The organism is Ruegeria sp. BHSC276 (assembly GCF_059612945.1).
Genome location: NZ_JBXWRP010000004.1, coordinates 161,173 through 179,925, shown reverse-complemented (window position 1 = coordinate 179,925; position 18,753 = coordinate 161,173). Strand labels below are relative to the sequence as shown.

Below are 18,753 nucleotides of genomic sequence, written 5' to 3'. Positions count from 1 at the left end.
CGTGCCCTAGTCCCTGAACGCGCGGTTCTTGATCTTCAGAACCGGCTGCAACAGATACTCCAGGACGGTTTTCCGCCCGGACAGAATATCGACCTCGGCGATCATGCCCGGAATGATCTCGACAGGGTTCCCGGCCGCGTCCAGCAGCTTGTCTTCGGTCCGCACCTCGACCACGAAAACCTCTTCGTCGTTGCGCTCGGATCGGGTGATCGTGTCGGCACCGATGCGGATGATTTCACCGTCAAGTGCGCCATAGCGCGCGAAATCATAGGCCGTTATCTTGACCCTGACCTTCTGGCCTGCACGCAGAAACGCAATGTCCTCGGGCCGGACATAGGCTTCGACCAGCAGGCTGTCATCCAAGGGGACGATCTCGACCAGCTCCTCTCCGCTGCGGGCCAAGCCGCCTAGTGTGCTGCGGTGCAATCGGTTGACGATTCCTTTGACCGGTGCCCGGACCTGCGCCCGCGAAGCTCTGTTTTCCAGCGCGGGCAGCGTCGGCTCCAGTGCGGCCAATTCGGCCGTGACCAAGGCAAGGTCGGTCAAGGCCGACGTACGAAACCGGCTGCGGGCGGCCTTGATCCGATCATCGATTTCGCTCAACCCGGTGTTCAGCCGCAATGTGGCCGCCTCGGCTCTGACCTTGCGCCCTTTCCATTCGGCTTCGCTGCGGCGCAGGGCCATCAAGGTCGTCGCCGGCTCCATCTGGCGTTTAACCAGGGGTTCGATCAGGGCACGTTCCTCCGCCAGGACCTTGAGCGTTTCCTCCGCCGTGACCTTGTCGACCAGACCTTCTTCATACTCGCGCTGGCGTTGTTCGCGTTGTCGCTCCAGAATCGCGATCTCATCGGCCAATTCCGCCTGCCGCCCCAGATACAAGGCCGTCTCGGACTGGACGACTTCGGGCGCCTGCCGGACCAGATCGTCCTCAAACCTCAGATCGGTTCCATCGATCTCGGCCTGTAGCCTTTGTGCCTTTGCCATCAACCCAAAGGCCTTTTGCCGTTCGCGGTCCAGGTCGCTGTCAAGTTGCGTGGCGTCGAATTCCATCAACAGCTCATTCTTGTCGACGACCTGACCCTCGCGAACATGCAGGGCCAACAGAACGCCGGGTTCGGTGGCCTCGATGACTTGAACATCGGCCGACGGTACAATGCGCCCATCGGCGCGTACGACGTCATCCAGTTCGGTGGTATACGCCCAGACACCCGCAACCAGGATGCAGCTCAAGGTCACCAGCAGCAGAACCGAACCTCGCGCGCCCGGGCGGCCGCGCAGTTCCCGCTCAAGGGAAGCAAAATCAGGATGCCGCGACATTCAGATGCCTCCGTGTACTGCGGGCGCGATGGGTCAGTATCGACTTGGGGCCGTCGGCGGCGATCCTGCCGTTCTCGATGACGATCACCCGCTCCACCATCTCTAGAAGGCTGGTTCTGTGGGTGACGACGATGGTCGTGGTTCCTTTTGTGGCCGTCTTGAGGCGCTGGATAATCTCGGCTTCTGACTTTACGTCCATTGCGCTTGTCGGTTCATCCAGGATCAGGACCGGTGGTCGCCCGATCAAGGCCCGTGCCAGGGCGATGGCCTGTCTCTGACCCCCTGACAGACCTTCGCCGCGCTCTGCCAGTTGCAGGTCGTAGCCGCTGGGGTGTCGGTTCACGAAATCTTCGACTCCGGCGATGTGGCCGGCGCGGATCAGGTCTTCCTCGCTGGGCCGATAGGCGCCGCTGACTATGTTGTCACGCACGGATCCTGAAAACAGCCATATGTCCTGCAGAACCGATCCAATGCTTCTCCGCAGGTCGCCCGGGTCAATCTGCCGGATGTCGATATTGTCCAGAAGAACCGACCCCGATCGCGGCTGGTACAGTCCCAGAAGCAACCGGGCAATTGTGCTCTTGCCCGAGCCGATCTGCCCAAGAATTGCGACCTTTTCCCCGGGTTCGATGGTGAAGGTCACGTTTCGCAGCGTATCTTCTTCCTGACCGGGATAGGCGAAGCAGACGTTATTGAAGGAAACGCGGCCTGCAAAGCCGGGCCGGCTGATCCAGGTTCGTCCTGCTGGCTGTTCGCAGTCTGCCGACATCAGAGATTGCAGGTTGCGATAGGCGCTGCGCGCCTGATTGACCCGCGTCAGTGTTTGCGCAACCTGCCCCAGCGGGGCCAGGGCCCGACCGGTCAACATGACCGATGCAACGAGGGCACCCATGCTGGCGTGACCGTCGGCAATCAGGAATACCCCGTAGAAGACGATGAGAACCTGCGCGGCCTGTTGCACGAATCCGGTCAGGCTAAGCGCGAACTGGGTGATCGCCCGGCTCTTGATCCCGTTTTGCGAATGCCGCTCGACCGCCTCTTCCCAGCGCTTGCGCATCCGGTTCGAGGCCGTCGTGGTCTTGATCGTCTCTAGACCGGCCAGAGTTTCCACCAATACTGATTGCTTGGACTGCCCTTCGTCAAAATTCCGTGCCGCGAGCCGGGAAAGAAAGGGTTGCACCACCAAGCCCGCCAGCAGGACCGCAGGCACCGCCAGCGCCGGAATGGCCGCCAATTGACCGCCCACCATGTAGATCGCGAAAATGAACAACGCGATGAAGGGCAGGTCGACGACGGCAACCAGCGTGGCTGACGTAAAGAACTCGCGCAGGGTTTCGAATTCGCGGACGGTGCTCGCCATGGCACCAATCGACCCGGGGCGCGATTGCATCCGGATGTTCAGAATCTGGTTGAAGATCCGTCGCCCCATCAGCATGTCGGCCCTCTGGCCGGCCCTGTCGATGAACTCGGCCCGCAAGATCTTGAGGATGAAATCAAACAGCAACGCAAGACCGACGCCGACCGTCAGCGCGACAAGGGATTCCGTCGCCTCGTTGGGAAGTACCCGGTCGTAGACGACCATGATGAAGACCGATGTGGCCAGACCCAGAAAGTTGGTCATGGCGGCAGCCAGAGCGACTTGCGCATAGGACCAGCGGTTCGCCATCAGGGCCGACCAGAACCAGTGACCGTCGTCCCTGGTGTCCGGCTTCGGACCGTCCCTGTGGGCCTTACGGAACAAGATGGCATAACCGGAATAAAGCGAGGCAACCGTCTCTTGGGGCATTTCCACAACGCCATTGTCCAGTTCAGGGTCAAAGATCAACAGGTCTCCGCCGTGACCCCGTCCATGATAGACGACCGCCTTGTCGCCCTGCATCAAAAGAACAGCAGGTGCCAGCACATCGTCGAAGTCTTCCAGTCGACGTGCACCAAAACCGGCCTGCAGGCCGGCATCCTGAGCGAGAGCCAATGTCTCTTTGACGTTCAACCCCTTTTCCGGGTTGTGCTGGGCCGCAATGACCCGCGATGGCGTCAGTGGCCGCCCCAATTCGGCTGCGACGTGCAGAAGGCAACGCTCCAGTGCTTTGAAGTTCGGCTTTGTGGGTTCCGGGCGCTCCGAGGTCATGGCATGCCGTTCCAGTTTTCCAGTTGGATATCAAACAGGTCGAGGATGTCGCCGGTCAGGCTGATGGCGGCGTAATTGGTCAGGAAAAAGTTCTGCTCGGCGAGGATCATCCGCTCCTGCGCGGCGACCAGATCGCGTTGTGCATCCAGAATTTCGATCAGGCTGCTGCGGCCGATCTTGAACTGCTCTTGCATCGCCGAAACATTCTGGATGTTTGCCTGAACGGCGCGGCGCGCCTCTTTCAGTCGTTCGGCGCCGGCTTTCTGGTCTGACCGAATGAAGCCAAGTTCGCGGCCGATTTCGCGGATCAGCGTTTCCCGCTCGAATTCCGCCTGCTTGATGCGCGCCGAGGCAGCGGCGATTTGGGCTCGCCGTTTGCCGGTGCTGTCAATCTCGTAATTGACGGACAGGTCCACTCCGAAATTCGCGTCATGGTTGTCGTCCTGGTTGGCGAAGGCGGATACGCGAATATCCGGTTGGCGCCTGGCCAAGGCCGCCGACTGCTCGGCCCTAGCGGCAAGAAGCGCCGCATCCGCGCGTCGAACCTGTGGGCTGTTCAGCACGATCTGGCTGTCGCTTCTGTTTAAAACGGGCGCGGGAAGCGGAGCGGGTAGAGCACCGGGGTCATAGCCGAATATCTCCCGGAAACGGGCGATGGACCGATCAGCCTGCGCCTGCGCGTCGGCCAGTTTCGTGCGGGCATCCGCGATCCTGGACCGGGCGGTCAGAAGATCAGCAGTCGATCCGGCTCCGATGTCGGTCCTCTCGGAAATCTGTCGTTCGATCTGTTCGTGCGCCGCTACATTCTGCCGAGCAATGTCAACAAGCTCGCGCCGGTTCAGAACCGAAACATAAGCCTCGATTGCGGCCAAGGCGGTCGCGGAAGCCGTCTGCAATTGGTTGCCGCGGCTTTCCAAAATCCTGGCCCGGGCAGCGGCCAGATTGCCAGAGGCCGCGCCGCCGTCATAGACTAATTGAGAGACGCGTAGATAGGGCGATACGTCAGAAACATCCGAATCCACGCGCTCGGAACGCGCATTCAATCCCAAGGACAGCTGCGGCAGAAATGCACCTTCGGCGACGTCCCGGTTCGCGCGTGCCAGGTCGATTTCCGTATTTGACTTCGCAAGCGTCGGACTGGATTCCACCGCCTGGCGGATGCGGCGGCCGAACTCGCTGCTGGTCAGTCGCTCAGACGGTGCGGTAGCGCCCGCTCCGGCCGTGCCGGCCGAGAAGGCCATTTCGACTGGCGCCAGATCCGGCACGGGTTCGCACGCGGAGACAAGAGCCAAAAGAATGCAGCCAAGTACTTTCTGCGCAGACCGTTCAAAAAAATGCATGGGAAGCCTCGTTTTCGGCCTTGGATTGTGCCGTAGCGAGCGCAGTGAGGAACCCGTCCAGTTCCGACGGCTGGGAGGTTGCGCAAGCGGATTGAGTTCGGCCGGCGGCCATCTGCAACTTGCCCAACCATTCACAATGAGCGAGCGAAACCCGATGGCTGTATGCGATCTGCATTGCGCCACTCGTCATCATCAGCGAGGTTTCGGGCGGTGACAACTCGGCCAAACGCGTGAAATCGATGCCGCAAAGAGGCAAATCCAGGCTCAGCGGCACACCTGATTGCAAGGGTGCAAACAGCTTGAGCTCGGCAAGGACGGCGCAGGCGGACTCAGCCGCTCTCTGCTCCGCCAAATAGTGTCGCATGAAGTCGACGACTGTCCCAAGCTCTTGCGAGGGCGCCATGTCGGACGTGAAAAACGGCAGTCCTGTCGAATCTGGTGTGACAAGGCCCGTCGTTTCGTCCACAAGCAAGGTAAAGGTGCTCTCGTGCCCGGCTTTCCGACGGTCGGCCGGCGCCGCGAAAAAGGGGTGACACCGCAGGACAGACGGCACATAGGGTGCCAACCATCGGCCGTCGTTTGCGACGAAGGGGTTTGGTTCCCCTTCCAAGACAGACATGATGCTGACCGGTCGCAGCGATTCGCCGTTGGAGAGAAACCCGATCGGGAACGAAGCTGCGACGATCGGGATTTCTGAGGCAACGACCTCGCAAACTGCCATGGTTCGGGCGAAATCATAGGATGTGAACCGATGCCAAGAGCATTTGGAATGTCTCTGTGTGGTCACTGCGACCCGGTCGTTCTGAACCATTTTCCCTCTCGATGCTCGCTATGGGCAACACCCCCTTGGGAATGTTGCATGTTCCTTCGCTGGATCAGGCGGTCGCGCCGGTGGGATCCGTGTGCAGGATGTTGTCGCTGCTGAGGCTTCCGAGATCGCCAACCCCCTGGAAGTGCGCGATCATGTCGACAGAGGCCGTTCCCGGGGCTGTATAGTCCACCTTGGCCAGTACGCTGTCGGTTCCGTCGGTGGCCATCAGATAGATCTCATCGCCAGACTGAGCGCCACCCAAGCCTTCGGCTGCGGTCGTCAAGGTTCCCACATCGAGATCGGCCAGTTGGGTGTTCAGTCCGACAAAGCCGGTGTTCGCGCCAAGAGAACCTCCCAGCCCCAAAATCTCGATATCTGTCCCGCTTCCGCGCAAGGTCGAAGCATCAAGCCCGCTGAAGAGCAATGCATCGGTCACATCCGTCGCCGGACCAAGATTGAAGCCGGTGATTGTATCCGTGCCGTTGATCGCGGGGTCCGCTTCAAACACGACCAGATCGCGCCCGGCGCCCGTCAGGTTAATTGCGTCGTCGCCGCCGCCGCCTCGAACGACGTCGTCCACATTTGAGGTCGACAGGATATCGGCGCCATCGGTTCCCATTTGCCATTTGGCTGGTCCGCCATTCGGTGTCGTTATTGCCAGAGCGATGGGCTGAGAAGGATCTTGCACCGTGATCGTGAAGGTGAACAGCGGTTGCGACAGGTCGGTGAAGGTCAGGGCCGTACCGGCAAAGTTGACGGCGCCCGGACCGGGTGAATAAGTGAGCTCCGAAAAGAGTTCGGGGTTTGGAACCGTCGATCCGGCGTTGAAGGTGACGACCGTCGGGTCGAAGGTCGCGTCGACATTGTAATCGATGCCGCTGGAGATATCGCGGTCTGCGTCGGCGTAGACGGCCAGTGTGACTTCGGACCCGGTTCGGCCGAATTCGGCGATCGTGTAAGCCGAGGGCACATGCGCAAAAACCTGGTCACTGACGGGCACGGGGTCAGGCCCTGTTGCGACGCTTGCCGTAGCCTGAACGTCGATGGCGTCGCCGCCGTCGAGCCCTGCGAAAGTCGCGGCCGGGACCGAGATGCTCCATGACCCGTCTGCTGCGATGGTAGCGGCGCCCACTACGTTGGAGTTGACGGTTACATCCACCGACTGGCCGGGGGCGAGGCCGTACGACGTTCCGCTGATCACAGTGCCGTTCGCTTGCGCGTCGGCCAGAGCGATGCTGTCGTTTGTACCCACCGGGTCCAGCAAAAGGATCGGACGGAAATCGGTCGCGAAATTCGCGGGCGTGGCCGAGGCCGGGTTCCCTGCAGCGTCTGCGACCGTGGCCGTGATCGTGTAGTTTCCGCCATCCGACAGACCTGAAAGGTCCGACGCAGGAATCGTCGCTGTCCAGCTTCCACCATTGGCGGTGGCCGTGTAGGTCTGACCGTTCAACGATACAGTGACCGTCTGCCCGTCTTCGGCTGTGGTCGAACCCGAAACCGGCAGGTCTGAACCTCTCTCGACGACATCAAGTGTCGCGCCCACAAGTAGCGGGTCCAACGTGATCGTCGGCGCCGAATAGTCGGTTGCGAAGCCGGTGGTCGCGCTTTGGGTGTTTCCGGCTGGATCGGTTACTGTCGCGGTAACGTTGTACGCTTCGGCGTCCTGCAACGAGGAGATGTCCATACTGGTCGCCACGAAGCTCCAGGCGCCGCCGCTGACGGTTGCGGAGCCGGTCGCGTCGACCGTGCCATCGGCCCGGGCGATGCTGATGGATACGATCGATCCGTCCGGCGCATCCGTCGTTCCGTTGACCGAAAGACCGCCAGCCCGTTCGGTTGCATTCATCACCGCTCCGGTCGAAATGCCCGAAATCGCCAGCGTCGGGGCCGTGAAATCCGTGTCGAAACTGGTAGATGCCTGAGTAGCAGGGTTGCCGGCAGCATCCGAGACATCCGCCGTGACAGAGATCGTGGACCCGTCGGCGAGCGCGGCCAGGTCAGCCGTCGGAACGGTCACTGCCCAGCTTCCAACGGTTGCGTACGCGGAATAACTCTGTCCGTTCAGGTTGACGGTCACGGCCTGCCCATCCTCGGCGGTCGTCGATCCGGAGACGGTAAGGTCCGTGGCCTGCTCGGCTGCATTCATGACGGCGCCGTCGGAAAGCGCGTCGATGGTGACCACGGGCGCGGTGGCGTCCTTGGACAATCCGATGCTGGCCTGAGGCGCAGACAGGCCGTCCGCATCAATCACGTCGGCGGTGATGGTGAAACTGCCACCATCCGCCAGCGCCATCAGATCAGTGCTTGGGACGGTGACGCTCCAACTTCCGGACGCGACCGTACCGACATAGGGTTGTCCGTCCAGGGTCACCGTTACGGTTTGGCCGTCGGTCACGTTGCCCGTGGTTCCCGAGATCACAAGATCCGAGCCGGTTTCCGTGGAATTCATAACTGACCCGACCGACAGAGGAGCGATGGATATGGACGGACCGGTTAAATCGACTGGAACCGAGGCCGAAACTGGCGACGCCGGATTGCCGGCGGCGTCGTCGACGGTGACGCTGACGTCTACCGGAACTCCGGTGGACAAGGTCGCCAGATCCGCGACGGGGACGGTAACTGACCACGCACCGCCAGAGACGGTGCCGGAATACTTGTTTCCGGCGAAGGTGACAGTGACGGCCTGTCCGTCTTCCGCTGTAGACGTGCCGGTCAGGGTCAAATCCGCGCTGACATCGGCAAGATCGATCTGCCCGCCGGCCACGGGGTCGAGGGTCACGGTGGGATCGGTGAAGTCGGTGTTGAAATTGCCAGTCGCCTGAAGAGCTGGGTTCCCGGCGCGATCTTCGACATCTGCAGTTACGGAAATGATCGCTCCGTCGGGCAAGGACGTGAGATCCGCGGCCGGGATGGTGACGCTCCAGGTGCCGCCTGACACCGTTCCGGAATAGGTCTGGCTATTGATGTTCACGGTGACGGTCTGCCCGTTTTCGGCGTCTGTGACTCCGGTGACAGTCAGATCCGTACCGCTTTCGGCGGTGTTCATGACCGCACCGTCTGAAAACCCGGTGATCGAGATCGTCGGTGCAATCGTGTCGACCGAGAAATCCGCCGTGGCGACCGATATTTCGTTTCCGTCACTGTCCAAGCTTCGGACCGTAACGGTCGTCACCCCCTGTGGCAGCCCCGCGGCCTCGGCCTGCGTCAGCGATACGCTCCATGTGCCATCGGGCGCGGGCGCGGCGATTGTGGTGACCGAGCCGATTGTTACCTCCACGGCGGCAGCCCCCGCCGCTGCCTCTGCCCCTGTGCTGACACTGTTGAGCGACGTGCCTTGAAGTTCGGCAAGGTTCAGGCTGGGGGGCGCAGGGACAGAGGGTGTGACGGGTGCCGGTTCGGGGGGCGGCATCGGGCTTGGCTCGGGCGATTCATCCCCGCCGCCACCCCCGCCGGCGGCAGCCGCGCCGGCAAGGCCTATGCCGCCTAACACCGCGCCGGCTGCGCCGACTCCGCCTCCGGCTGCGGCCCCAGCGGCCGCGGCTTCGGCTGCGGCGGCGAACTGGGCAATCTCGACGGCGACGCCCTCGGCGATCATGATCGCGCCGCCGTCCAGTACGCGCACGTCTTCGGCTGCCACGACAACAGTTCGGCCGTCAAGCATCTTGAGTTGGACGTCGCCATTCTCAAGCAGTTTTACCGACCGGACGCCGGGCAACACTTCGGCGAACTGAAACGAGTCCAGGTCTTCTCGGCTGGCCTGGGCCAATGCAGGGAGGGTCAGCAAGGTCGAAACGAGACCGCCCGCAAAGCCGCGACCGGCCCATTTGCGCAGCTGTTTTTCAATCAGGTGGCGGGCTGTGATATCTTTGCCCGTTTCCGGTGCCTTGTCAGCCAAAGAGGCCTTTTGCGAACCTTGTTTCATCGTCATGATGCCCTCACCATCGGTGGCCACAAACAGCAGGTCGGCAGGCAGAGACGCAGCGTGTTTCGATCTTCGTTCCTGTCGCCTGTTTTCTCATGCGGTCGAACCCAAAAAGTTGTTTAAAACTGGAACCGAAATCCTCGTTTTCACCACATTTTCGTTCTGATCCCTGCTTCTCTTTCGGATGACCCTTGACGTGTGCCGCAAGTGGCGTGGGGGAAATCGAAAGTGAATCTTCAGTTCGAAAGAGTGGTGGCAACGGGAAGCCCGGCGCTCGATTCCGGTATCGGCGATACGGCTTTAAAAACGTTTAACGGTGTCACGTACCTGTACGGCGTGACTGGCGCGACAGGCGGGATTTCGGTTTGGGAACTGACAGCGGGCGGCGCGCCCGTGTTCCATGATGATCAGTATTTCGGCAGTACGATTGCCCTTCAGGCCGGGCGGTTCGGGCAGCCCGTAACCTTTGGCGCCCAAGACTGGATCGTGCTGGATATCGACACCGCGACGGGGCTTGTCGGCTATCAGCTGAACGGGAACGGCACGATCGGGGCCTTGGGCGAAGCCGCCGCGGTTTCGGGAGGTGGGGACGTGACGAGCCTGGTTCAGTACTCCGCCGGGGCAAGCGAATTCGTGACGGTTTCCCATCAAGATACTGCGCAGGTCACGACATACCGGATTGAAACGAACGGAACGCTTTTCGAGGTTGGGTCCCTCGCCGGTCAGGCTGATTCGATGCAGGCTGCACAGGTTGGCCCGAGTTCATTCGTGGTTGCGGCCAATGCAGCCGACAGCACGGTTCAGGTCTTCGGAGTCGACCTGATGACGGGCAGTCTGAGCCTGACCGATACGGGCGCATCGCTCGCAACGTTGGGCTTCCATACCCCCACGGCGCTCGAGATCGTGCAGGCCCATGGCCAGACCTGGGTTCTGGTTGCGGGGTCGGGCAGCAACTCGATCAGCGTCATGCGGTTGGGCGCGGATGGCAGCCTGGTTCCAACCGACCATGCCCTCGACACGCTTGGCACCCGGTTCGGATCGGTTCAGGACATGAAGGTCGTCGAAGCGGGCGGCCATGTTTTCGTGGTGGCCGGTGGCGGCGACGACGGGGTCACGCTGCTGACGATGACGCCGGATGGCAAGCTGGTCTATCTGGACAGCTTTGCCGATACGCTGGCCAGCGGCCTTCAGAATGTCGAGGTGATCGAAGTTGCCCATGTCGGGAACGAGTTGCAGATCTTTGCCGGCTCGCAGCAGGAGCCGGGCTTGACCCAACTGAGTGTGTCTCTGCAGGATTTGGGCGTGGTTGCCGAAGGCTATGGCACCGTGACCGGCACCGCGCAGGACGACATGCTGAGCGGTGGCGTTCTGGATACTGTCGTGCAGGGCGGGGCCGGAGACGACATCCTGATTGCCGGGCGTGGCGCGACAACCCTGACCGGCGGATCGGGTGCCGACATCTTCGTCATGCGGTCCGGCAGCGGGCCAACCACGATCACAGATTTTCAGGCTGGCACCGACCGCCTGGACCTGTTCGACTATCTGCTGCTGCGCAATCCCGGCCAGTTGACCGTGACCTCGACCGCGCAGGGTGCGCAGATTGACTATCGCAACGAGACGATTCATGTCGTCTCGGCCGACGGGTCGCCGCTGGACGGTGCGGCTATGTTCGGTGCGGGGTTTCAGGGTCCCGATCACATGCCGGTCGACTACGGCGTGTTTGCCAGCCCGCAATCCTCGGGTGGGGTAGTCGGTCTCGTTTCGATCGACTCGCGAACCGCGAATCCGGGCCTCACCGATGCCGAAATCCGGTTCACGCCCTCCGGCAACGCGACGATCACGGCGCAGGCGGACGGGCAGGGGCAGTTCGATCTGGGCCTTCCGGACGGAACCCTGAACGGCCATCTGGACATCATCAAAACCTACTCCAATGCCACGCGCGAAATCACCGCGCTGGATTCCCTGCAGGTTCTGCGAATCTCGGTCGGCATGGATCCGACATGGGGTCCAGCAAGCCCCGAAGATCTGATCGCCGCCGATATCACGGGTGATGGCAAGGTGACGGCTATGGATGCACTGGTGATCCTGCAAGTGGCCGTCGGCATGCCGTCATTGCACGAGCCCGAGTGGGTCTTTCTGGATCAGAACGCCGACCTGTCCGGCATCACGCGGCACAACGTTTCGTATGACACCGGAGTTTCCGTGGCGGCCGTCGATGGCGTGATCGCTACTGACATGACATCCATCTTGCTGGGCAACCTCGAAGGCCCGTGACGCGCTATTCGCGGAAGGCCCGGTTGAAATAGTCGGTCATGGGCTTGACCAGATAGGACAGCGGCGTGCGCTCGTCGGTCTTGATCAGAGTTTCGACCGGCATGCCGGGCAGCAGGGTCTGGCCATTCAGCCGTTCGGTCTGGCCATCGTCCAGGGCCACCTCGGTCCGATAATAGGCCTGCCCGGTCTTTTCATTGGTCAGCGCGTCGGCCGACACGTTGATTACATGGCCGTCGATCTGGGGGGTTTCCCTCTGGTTGAAGGCCGGAAACCGCAGGGTGACGGGTTGTCCCACGTGCAGCTGGTCGACATGGATAGCGTCCACGCGCGCCGCCACCAGCAAGGGCGTATCGTCGGGGACGATGTACATCATGGGTTCGCCGGGCTGAACCACGGATTGCGCTGCAAAGACCTGGCTGCCGAAGACCGTACCAGCGACCGGGGCGCGAATGTCCAGGCGCGACAGGCGCTCGGTCAGCGACAGGCGACGCTGCGACAGCTCCACGATCTGCGCCTGCACTTCCCGCAACTCTGTGATCGCCTGCTCGCGCCGTGCGGACGCCAGCTCGACGATCTGGATTTCGGTCGCGGCGATCTGTCCCTTCAGGCGGGCCACCGTTGCCTCCAGCCGCCCGATTTCACCGGTCAGGCTGGCCTCTTCGCGCTGCAGGGCCAGCACCCGGCTGGCCTGGGTCAGGCCCTTGGCCAGAAGGTCGTTCTGATCCTCCAGCTCTTGCCGGATCAGATCGACCTGTTTGGTCAGCGACACCCATTGGGCGTCGGTTCCTGCGATTTCGCTTTCGATTTGATTCCGTTGCTTGCCCAGCTGGTCGATCTTCTGGGCCAAGGTATCGGACCGCGCCAGGAACAGGTTTCTTTGTCCGGTGATCAAATCCGGGTCGATCGGTTCCATCCGCGCAAGATCGCGCATGCGCGCGTCCAGTTCGTCGACCTTGGCGCCATCGCGTTCCGCTTCCAGCCGCACCTTCCGCGCCAGCAACTCGAACAACTGAGATTCGATGATGGCCTTCTCGGACGTCAGGAAGGTGCCGTCCAACTGCAACAGAAGGTCCCCCTGGGCGACATGGTCGCCATCGCGGGCGTACAATTCGCCCACGACCCCGCCGTCAGGGTGCTCGATCACCTGCCGGTTGCTCTGGACTTCGACGACGCCGGGCGAGACGATCGCCCCGGCCAGTCTGGTCCGCGTGCTCCAAACGCCGACGCCGCCGATCAGGATCGTCAGTGCGGCAAAACCCACTAGGGCCGGAACGGTGATCCGCCAGGCCGGGCGCGAAACTTGGTTGGCCATGTCTATTCACCCACCTTCTTGAGCTGTCGCTTGATGACGCCCGCGTTCTGCACCATTGCGCTCAGAACATCGTCGCGCGGTCCGAATTTAACGATCTGGCCTCGTTCGACCACAGCCAGGTCGTCGCACTCTGAAATGGCCTGGGGCCGGTGCGTCATGATGATGGCCGCCTTGCCTTCGGCTTTGAGATTTCGGATGGCCGCGTTCAGCGCGTCCGTTCCGTCGGCATCCAACGCCGAATTGGGCTCGTCCAGGATCAGCACGACCGGGTCGCCATACAGAGCGCGCGCCAGGGCGATCCGCTGTTTCTGACCGCCCGACAGTTGGCTGTCATTGCCTTCCAGAAACGTGTCATACCCTTTCTCGAGGCTCAGGATCAGTTCATGCGCATTGGCCTTCTTGGCGGCGGCCACGACGGCCTCGGCGTCAGGCGACAGGGACATCCGAGCGATATTCTCGGCCACGGTTCCGTTGAACAGGGTGACCTGCTGCGGCAGATAGCCGATGTGACGGCCCAGATCGTCCGGGTCATACTGGCTAAGGGTTGCGCCGCCCAGGCGAACCTCGCCCGCCGCCGGCGCCCACAGTCCCAGCAGCGCCTTGGCCAGTGTGGTCTTGCCCGATCCGCTCTTGCCGATCACGCCAAGCGCCTTGCCGGGCTCCAGCACCAGAGACGCCCCACGCAGGGTCGGTGTCTTGGTGCCCGGAGGGATCACCGTCAGGTTCTTGGCCACCAGCCGCGCGGCGGGAACCGGCAACTTGGTGCGCGACGGCTCCCTGGGTGTTCGGGCCAAAAACTGGTTCAGGCCCTTCCACGCCATGCGCGCCCGTTCGACCATCGCCCATTGGCCCACGATCTGTTCCACAGGTGCCAGCGCCCGTCCCAGCAGAATTGACCCCGCGATCATCGCGCCCGCCGTCATCTCGTTCTGCAGCACCAGCCAGGCGCCCAGTGCCAGCATGGCCGACTGCAAAAACAGCCGCAGGGATTTCGTCAGCGCGCTGAAGCTGCCGGTCCAGTCGCTGGCCGAAATGCTCTGCGACAAGGCCTGCGATCTCTGTTGCAGCCACCGGTCGGTAACGTCCCGCTGCATGCCCTGCGATCGCACCACCTCGACCGCCTGACGGGCACTTTCGGAAAAGGCGTTGGCCTTGGCCGACGCGACCTGGGCTTCGGCGACCTTATGGTGGGTCAGGATCTGGTTCACGACCGCAATGACGATCAGAAGAATCCCGCCCCCCACCGCGAGCCAGCCCAGAAGAGGGTGGAAAATGAAGATGGCGGCCAGAAACACCGGCGTCCAAGGCAGGTCCATTATCGCCAGAAATACGGGCGAGGCACACAGGGCCTGAATGGTCTCGAGGTCGCGCAGCGACCGGGCGGGTGTGGCCCGGGCTTGAGGATAAAGAGCATGGCGCAGGGTCGCGTCGAACACACGTTCGTCCAGGTCGGACTGAAACCTGGCGCCGAACCGGGCAATGATTCGCCCGCGGGCATAGTCCAGCATTGCCATCAGGCCATAGAGCAGGGCGACCAGCAGAAACAGCGCCGTCAGCGTCTCGACCGCGCGCGAGGACAGGACGCGGTCATAGACCTGAAGCATGAACAGCGGCCCGGTCAACATCAGGATGTTGACGAAGACGCTGAACAGGAAGGTCAGCAACAGGAAGGTCGATCCCTGCCTGCGTGCGGATTGAAGCTCGGGGTCCGGGCGGAGATTTTCAGGGTGCTTCGGGCTCACGATCGGTCAACCTTTGTCATTCATGCGCGGATCCGGGGCTGTGACAAGCTTGGGCCGCAGCCAAACCCGGGATTTACCAGCCTCGCCCGGCCTTCTGAAGTCGCAAGGGGCGCCGGAGTGCAATGTGCGGCGGTTTCTTGCCAGATTGACCGGCCGGATTCCGCCTCACTCAGGCACTCTGGGGGTGCGGCTACCCGATGTTGCAGCGAGCCTCGTCGCAGCTACGATATATGGGTGACATCGGTGGAACAACAGTTTTGTCCACCGGTTGCCAAGGCTCGTGAACGGTCAGTTGTCGAGGCTACGGAAAATCCGCGTGGTCGAGAAATACCGCTCCAGTTCTTCGATCCGTTCCTTGCTTTCTTCCCAGCGGGCTTCCTGCACCTCGGCGATCAGGGTCTCGGAGATCAACTGCAATGCGATGGTGGAATCCCAGCTCGACGGTGCTTCGACCAGCGCGTGGAACGTGTAATCCGCCGTCCGCCCAATGGGTGAGCCCCACTGGTCGGTGAACAGAACGACCGTCACACCCCGATCCGACGCCACCTGCGCCAGCTTCTCCAGATGCGCTTCGTAGCGGCGGATGTCGAAGATCACCAGGACCGAGCTGTCATCCATGTCCAACAGGTATTGCGGCCACACGTTGGCCGAGTTGCCCAGCATCGTCACGTTGGGCCGGATGATCTGCATGTGGTTGAACAGATAGTCGGCGTTCGAGCGGGTGATGCGGCCGCCCACGACATAGAGATGCCGCTCGGTATCGGCCAACAATTGGGCCACGGCGTCGAACATGGACTTGTCCAGCCGCTCCAGCGTGTGCCGCATGTTGGTCCAGACGGCCTGCGCGAAACGGGTGATCGGGTGCTCGGTCTCGTCGTCGACGATCCAGGCGTCGCGTTTCGAGATCGGCTTCTTGATCTGCGCGGCGACCTCCTCGCGCAGGGCGTCCTGAAGGGCGGGAAAGCCGTCAAAGCCCAGTTTGCGCGCCATGCGGATCACCGTCGGGGTCGAGACCTGCGCCGCCGCGGCCAGCTTGGTGATCGATTGCAACCCGGCCATCGGATAATCCTGCAGCAGGACCGAGCCCAGCTGACGTTCGGATCGGGTCAGGTCATCAAGCTCGTCCTGGATGCGTTGCTTGACGGTCTTGGCGACAGAGGCCATCGGCGCCCTCGTATTATTCAATTCGTTACAGAATATGATCGAATGTAATTTTGTCTACAGAAATTTTCTTGACAGGCTGAATTTCGCTGTAACAAATGCTACTCATGATTGCTGCACCCGAGTCTCCTTTGCTGTCAACGATCGAAGCACCCGCCGCACGGGTGTTGAACGCGCTTGGCTGCGCCCCGGCAGTGCTGGTGTGCGAGCATGCCAGCCGGTTCATTCCGGCGGCGCTGGACGGTCTGGGGCTCGAAGCGGATGCGGCCCGCTCTCACGCTGCCTGGGATATCGGCGCGTTGGAGCTTGCGGTCGAGTTGATGGGCGCCCTGGATGCGCCGCTGGTGCAGGCCCGGGTCAGCCGGCTGGTCTATGACTGCAACCGCCCGCCCGAACGCGCCGATTCCATGCCCGAGGTCAGCGAAGTGTTCGAGGTGCCGGGCAACCGGAACCTGACCCCGGCCCAACGTGCCCAACGGGTGCGTGAAATCTACGAACCGTTCCGGGATCTGTTGTCCAAGACGCTGGACGCGCGCCCGGAACCACCGGTTCTGATCACGATCCACAGTTTCACCCCGGTCTACAAAGGACAAAGGCGCGACGTCGAACTGGGCATCCTGCACGATCAGGACGAGCGCGCGGCTCGGGTGATGCTGGACCATGTCGCAGGCTGCGGCCTGAGGACCGCTTTGAACGAACCCTATTCGGCCGCCGATGGCGTGACCCACACCCTGAGCGAGCACGGCGTCGCCCGCGGCCTTCCGAACGTGATGATCGAGGTCCGCAACGACCTGATCGACACGCCCGCCGGGGTCAACCGTATGGCTGGCATTCTGTCCCCGGTTCTGACCCGGACCATCGCGGCATTTTCGCCAACCGGAACAGAGGAGCAGGTATGAATTTCATGCGGGGATATGTTGCGGTCATCGACCGCATGAACCGCTGGATCGGGCGGGTCGTGATGTACGGCATCTTCGTGATGATGGGTATCCTGTTGTGGTCGTCGATCTCGAAGACCTTTTTCCTTCCGTCGCTCTGGACGCTCGAAGTCGCGCAGTTCGCGATGGCGGCCTATTACATCCTGGGCGGGCCGTATTCGATCCAGATGGGCTCGAACGTGCGGATGGACCTTCTCTACAGCGAATGGTCGCACCGGCGCCGGGCCTGGACCGACGCCATCACCGTGCTGTTCCTGATCTTCTACCTGGGTGTAATGATCTATGGCGGCTTCGACTCGCTCAGCTATTCCCTGCAGTATGGTGAGCGCAGCCCGACCGCGTGGCGCCCCTATTTGTGGCCAATCAAGGTGATCATGGTTGTGGGGCTGATCCTGATGCTGCTGCAGGCCATTTGCGAGCTTTTCAAAGATATTCTGCGCCTCAAGGGCGATGACATCCCGCGCGAGGTGATCTGATGTCATATGAATTGATCGCCATTCTGATGTTCTCGACCATGATGCTGATGCTGCTGACCGGTCAGCGCGTGTTCGGTGCCATCGGCTTTGTGGCCGTGGTGGCTGCGCTGCTGCTGTGGGGAGACCGCGGCGGCTATGATATCGGGTTTTCGGCCGCGATGAAGCTGATGAAATGGTACCCGCTGCTGACACTGCCGATGTTCATCTTCATGGGTTACGTTTTGGCCGAGTCCAAAATCGCCGACGACCTGTACAAGATGTTCCATGTCTGGATGGGCGGGCTGAATGGCGGGCTGGCTATCGGCACGATCGGGTTGATGGTGCTGATCTCGGCGATGAACGGGCTGAGCGTGGCAGGTATGGCGATCGGGGCCACGATTGCGCTGCCCGAGCTGCTCAAACGCGGCTATGATAAGAAGATGGTGACCGGGGTTATCCAGGCCGGGTCATCGCTGGGCATTCTCGTGCCGCCGTCGGTGGTGCTGGTTCTCTATGCGATGATCGCGCGTCAGCCGGTGGGGCAGCTGTGGCTGGCGGGTATCCTGCCGGGCCTGATGATGGCGGGGATGTTCATCCTGTACATCGTGATCCGCTGCCGGATAAACCCGGAACTCGGCCCGGCCCTGTCCAAGGAAGAGCGCGACGTGCCAATGGCGGAGAAGCTACGGCTGCTGCGCGCGGGTCTGCTGCCGCTGGCGATTTTCGCGGCAATGATGGTGCCCTTCGTCAATGGCTGGACCTCGCTGGTCGAAAGCTCGGCCATCGGTGCGCTGACGGCCTTTGCCGCCGCGGTTCTGAAAGGGCGGATGACGCGCAAGGTGTTCGAGGTCTCGGTCCGTTCGACCCTGGGCATCACCTGCATGTTCATGTGGATCATCCTGGCCGCCTTGGCCTTTGGCGCGGTGTTCGATGGGCTGGGCGCCGTGCGCGCGATCGAGACGCTGTTCACCGAACGGCTGGGCCTGAACCCGTGGGTGATCCTGATCCTGATGCAGCTAAGCTTCATCGTGATGGGCACCTTCCTGGACGACACCGCGATGCTGGTGATCGTTGCGCCGCTGTACGTGCCGCTGGTGGGGGAACTGGGGTTCGACCTGATCTGGTACGGGGTGCTGTACACGATCACCACGCAGATTGCGTACATGACGCCGCCCTTCGGCTACAACCTTTTCCTGATGCGGGCCATGGCCCCGCCCGAGATTTCGCTGCGCGACATCTACGGCTCGATTCTGCCCTTCGTGATGGTGATGACGCTGGCGCTAGCCATCATAATGACCTTCCCGCAGATCGCGCTGTGGCTGCCCGACTACATCTACAACAAATGACCCCGGA

12 protein-coding genes are annotated in these 18,753 nt (G+C 61.9%); 4 read left to right on the top strand and 8 right to left on the bottom strand.

Going from position 1 to position 18,753, the window contains the following annotated elements; all coding sequences use genetic code 11:
• Positions 1-6: 6 nt before the first annotated feature.
• The 5 genes from AC2FMD_RS08020 to AC2FMD_RS08000 all read right to left on the bottom strand — a co-directional run bounded on the left by AC2FMD_RS08020 (position 7) and on the right by AC2FMD_RS08000 (position 9,524).
• Complete coding sequence (locus AC2FMD_RS08020) at positions 7-1,317, bottom strand: HlyD family type I secretion periplasmic adaptor subunit (protein WP_496741668.1); 1,311 nt, start codon at positions 1,315-1,317, stop codon at positions 7-9.
• Entirely contained in the window at positions 1,301-3,445 is a 2,145-nt protein-coding gene (locus AC2FMD_RS08015; protein ID WP_496794897.1) for a type I secretion system permease/ATPase, read from the bottom strand. The genes AC2FMD_RS08020 and AC2FMD_RS08015 overlap by 17 nt, the downstream gene beginning before the upstream one ends.
• A complete protein-coding gene (locus AC2FMD_RS08010) occupies positions 3,442-4,785 on the bottom strand; it encodes a TolC family protein (protein ID WP_496794896.1) in 1,344 nt (447 codons plus the stop codon). Before AC2FMD_RS08010 ends, AC2FMD_RS08015 begins: the two co-directional genes overlap by 4 nt.
• On the bottom strand, positions 4,772-5,596 hold the full coding sequence (locus tag AC2FMD_RS08005) for a SapC family protein (protein ID WP_496794895.1): 825 nt from the start codon (positions 5,594-5,596) through the stop codon (positions 4,772-4,774). Before AC2FMD_RS08005 ends, AC2FMD_RS08010 begins: the two co-directional genes overlap by 14 nt.
• A gap of 64 nt (positions 5,597-5,660) precedes the next feature.
• On the bottom strand, positions 5,661-9,524 hold the full coding sequence (locus AC2FMD_RS08000) for a beta strand repeat-containing protein (RefSeq protein WP_496794894.1): 3,864 nt from the start codon (positions 9,522-9,524) through the stop codon (positions 5,661-5,663).
• Positions 9,525-9,854: 330 nt separating this feature from the next.
• On the opposite strand from AC2FMD_RS08000, the gene AC2FMD_RS07995 reads away from it, so the two are divergent.
• A complete protein-coding gene (locus AC2FMD_RS07995) occupies positions 9,855-11,792 on the top strand; it encodes a M10 family metallopeptidase C-terminal domain-containing protein (protein WP_496794893.1) in 1,938 nt (645 codons plus the stop codon).
• 4 nt (positions 11,793-11,796) lie between these two features.
• Here the strand turns inward: AC2FMD_RS07995 and AC2FMD_RS07990 are convergent, their stop codons facing one another.
• The 3 genes from AC2FMD_RS07990 to AC2FMD_RS07980 form a co-directional block, all read right to left on the bottom strand.
• Positions 11,797-13,104 (bottom strand): HlyD family type I secretion periplasmic adaptor subunit, encoded by a 1,308-nt coding sequence (locus AC2FMD_RS07990; RefSeq protein ID WP_496727644.1) that lies wholly within the window; start codon positions 13,102-13,104, stop codon positions 11,797-11,799.
• 2 nt (positions 13,105-13,106) lie between these two features.
• Entirely contained in the window at positions 13,107-14,846 is a 1,740-nt protein-coding gene (locus tag AC2FMD_RS07985) for a type I secretion system permease/ATPase (RefSeq protein ID WP_496727645.1), read from the bottom strand.
• Positions 14,847-15,134: 288 nt separating this feature from the next.
• Positions 15,135-16,010, bottom strand: coding sequence for a MurR/RpiR family transcriptional regulator (locus tag AC2FMD_RS07980; RefSeq protein WP_496713582.1), 876 nt, complete (start codon positions 16,008-16,010; stop codon positions 15,135-15,137).
• 104 nt (positions 16,011-16,114) lie between these two features.
• Between AC2FMD_RS07980 and AC2FMD_RS07975 the strand changes: the two genes are divergently transcribed.
• Genes AC2FMD_RS07975 through AC2FMD_RS07965 form a run of 3 tightly spaced genes read left to right on the top strand, consistent with a single transcriptional unit; the run spans position 16,115 to position 18,746 of the window.
• The gene (locus tag AC2FMD_RS07975) at positions 16,115-16,906 is read left to right on the top strand and encodes an N-formylglutamate amidohydrolase (RefSeq protein WP_496713580.1); all 792 of its coding nucleotides are present in this window, start codon (positions 16,115-16,117) and stop codon (positions 16,904-16,906) included.
• Positions 16,903-17,421, top strand: coding sequence for a TRAP transporter small permease subunit (locus AC2FMD_RS07970; protein WP_496794892.1), 519 nt, complete (start codon positions 16,903-16,905; stop codon positions 17,419-17,421). The genes AC2FMD_RS07975 and AC2FMD_RS07970 overlap by 4 nt, the downstream gene beginning before the upstream one ends.
• Entirely contained in the window at positions 17,421-18,746 is a 1,326-nt protein-coding gene (locus AC2FMD_RS07965) for a TRAP transporter large permease (protein ID WP_170448192.1), read from the top strand. Before AC2FMD_RS07970 ends, AC2FMD_RS07965 begins: the two co-directional genes overlap by 1 nt.
• Positions 18,747-18,753: the final 7 nt, after the last annotated feature.

What these genes read in the sequence shown, in the direction of transcription:
- AC2FMD_RS08020 (WP_496741668.1), bottom strand. Translation starts at nt 1,317, where the DNA reads ATGTCGCGGCATCCTGATTTTGCTTCCCTTGAGCGGGAACTGCGCGGC.
- AC2FMD_RS08015 (WP_496794897.1), bottom strand. Translation starts at nt 3,445, where the DNA reads ATGACCTCGGAGCGCCCGGAACCCACAAAGCCGAACTTCAAAGCACTG.
- AC2FMD_RS08010 (WP_496794896.1), bottom strand. Translation starts at nt 4,785, where the DNA reads ATGCATTTTTTTGAACGGTCTGCGCAGAAAGTACTTGGCTGCATTCTT.
- AC2FMD_RS08005 (WP_496794895.1), bottom strand. Translation starts at nt 5,596, where the DNA reads ATGGTTCAGAACGACCGGGTCGCAGTGACCACACAGAGACATTCCAAA.
- AC2FMD_RS08000 (WP_496794894.1), bottom strand. Translation starts at nt 9,524, where the DNA reads ATGACGATGAAACAAGGTTCGCAAAAGGCCTCTTTGGCTGACAAGGCA.
- AC2FMD_RS07990 (WP_496727644.1), bottom strand. Translation starts at nt 13,104, where the DNA reads ATGGCCAACCAAGTTTCGCGCCCGGCCTGGCGGATCACCGTTCCGGCC.
- AC2FMD_RS07980 (WP_496713582.1), bottom strand. Translation starts at nt 16,010, where the DNA reads ATGGCCTCTGTCGCCAAGACCGTCAAGCAACGCATCCAGGACGAGCTT.
- AC2FMD_RS07975 (WP_496713580.1), top strand. Translation starts at nt 16,115, where the DNA reads ATGATTGCTGCACCCGAGTCTCCTTTGCTGTCAACGATCGAAGCACCC.
- AC2FMD_RS07970 (WP_496794892.1), top strand. Translation starts at nt 16,903, where the DNA reads ATGAATTTCATGCGGGGATATGTTGCGGTCATCGACCGCATGAACCGC.
- AC2FMD_RS07965 (WP_170448192.1), top strand. Translation starts at nt 17,421, where the DNA reads ATGTCATATGAATTGATCGCCATTCTGATGTTCTCGACCATGATGCTG.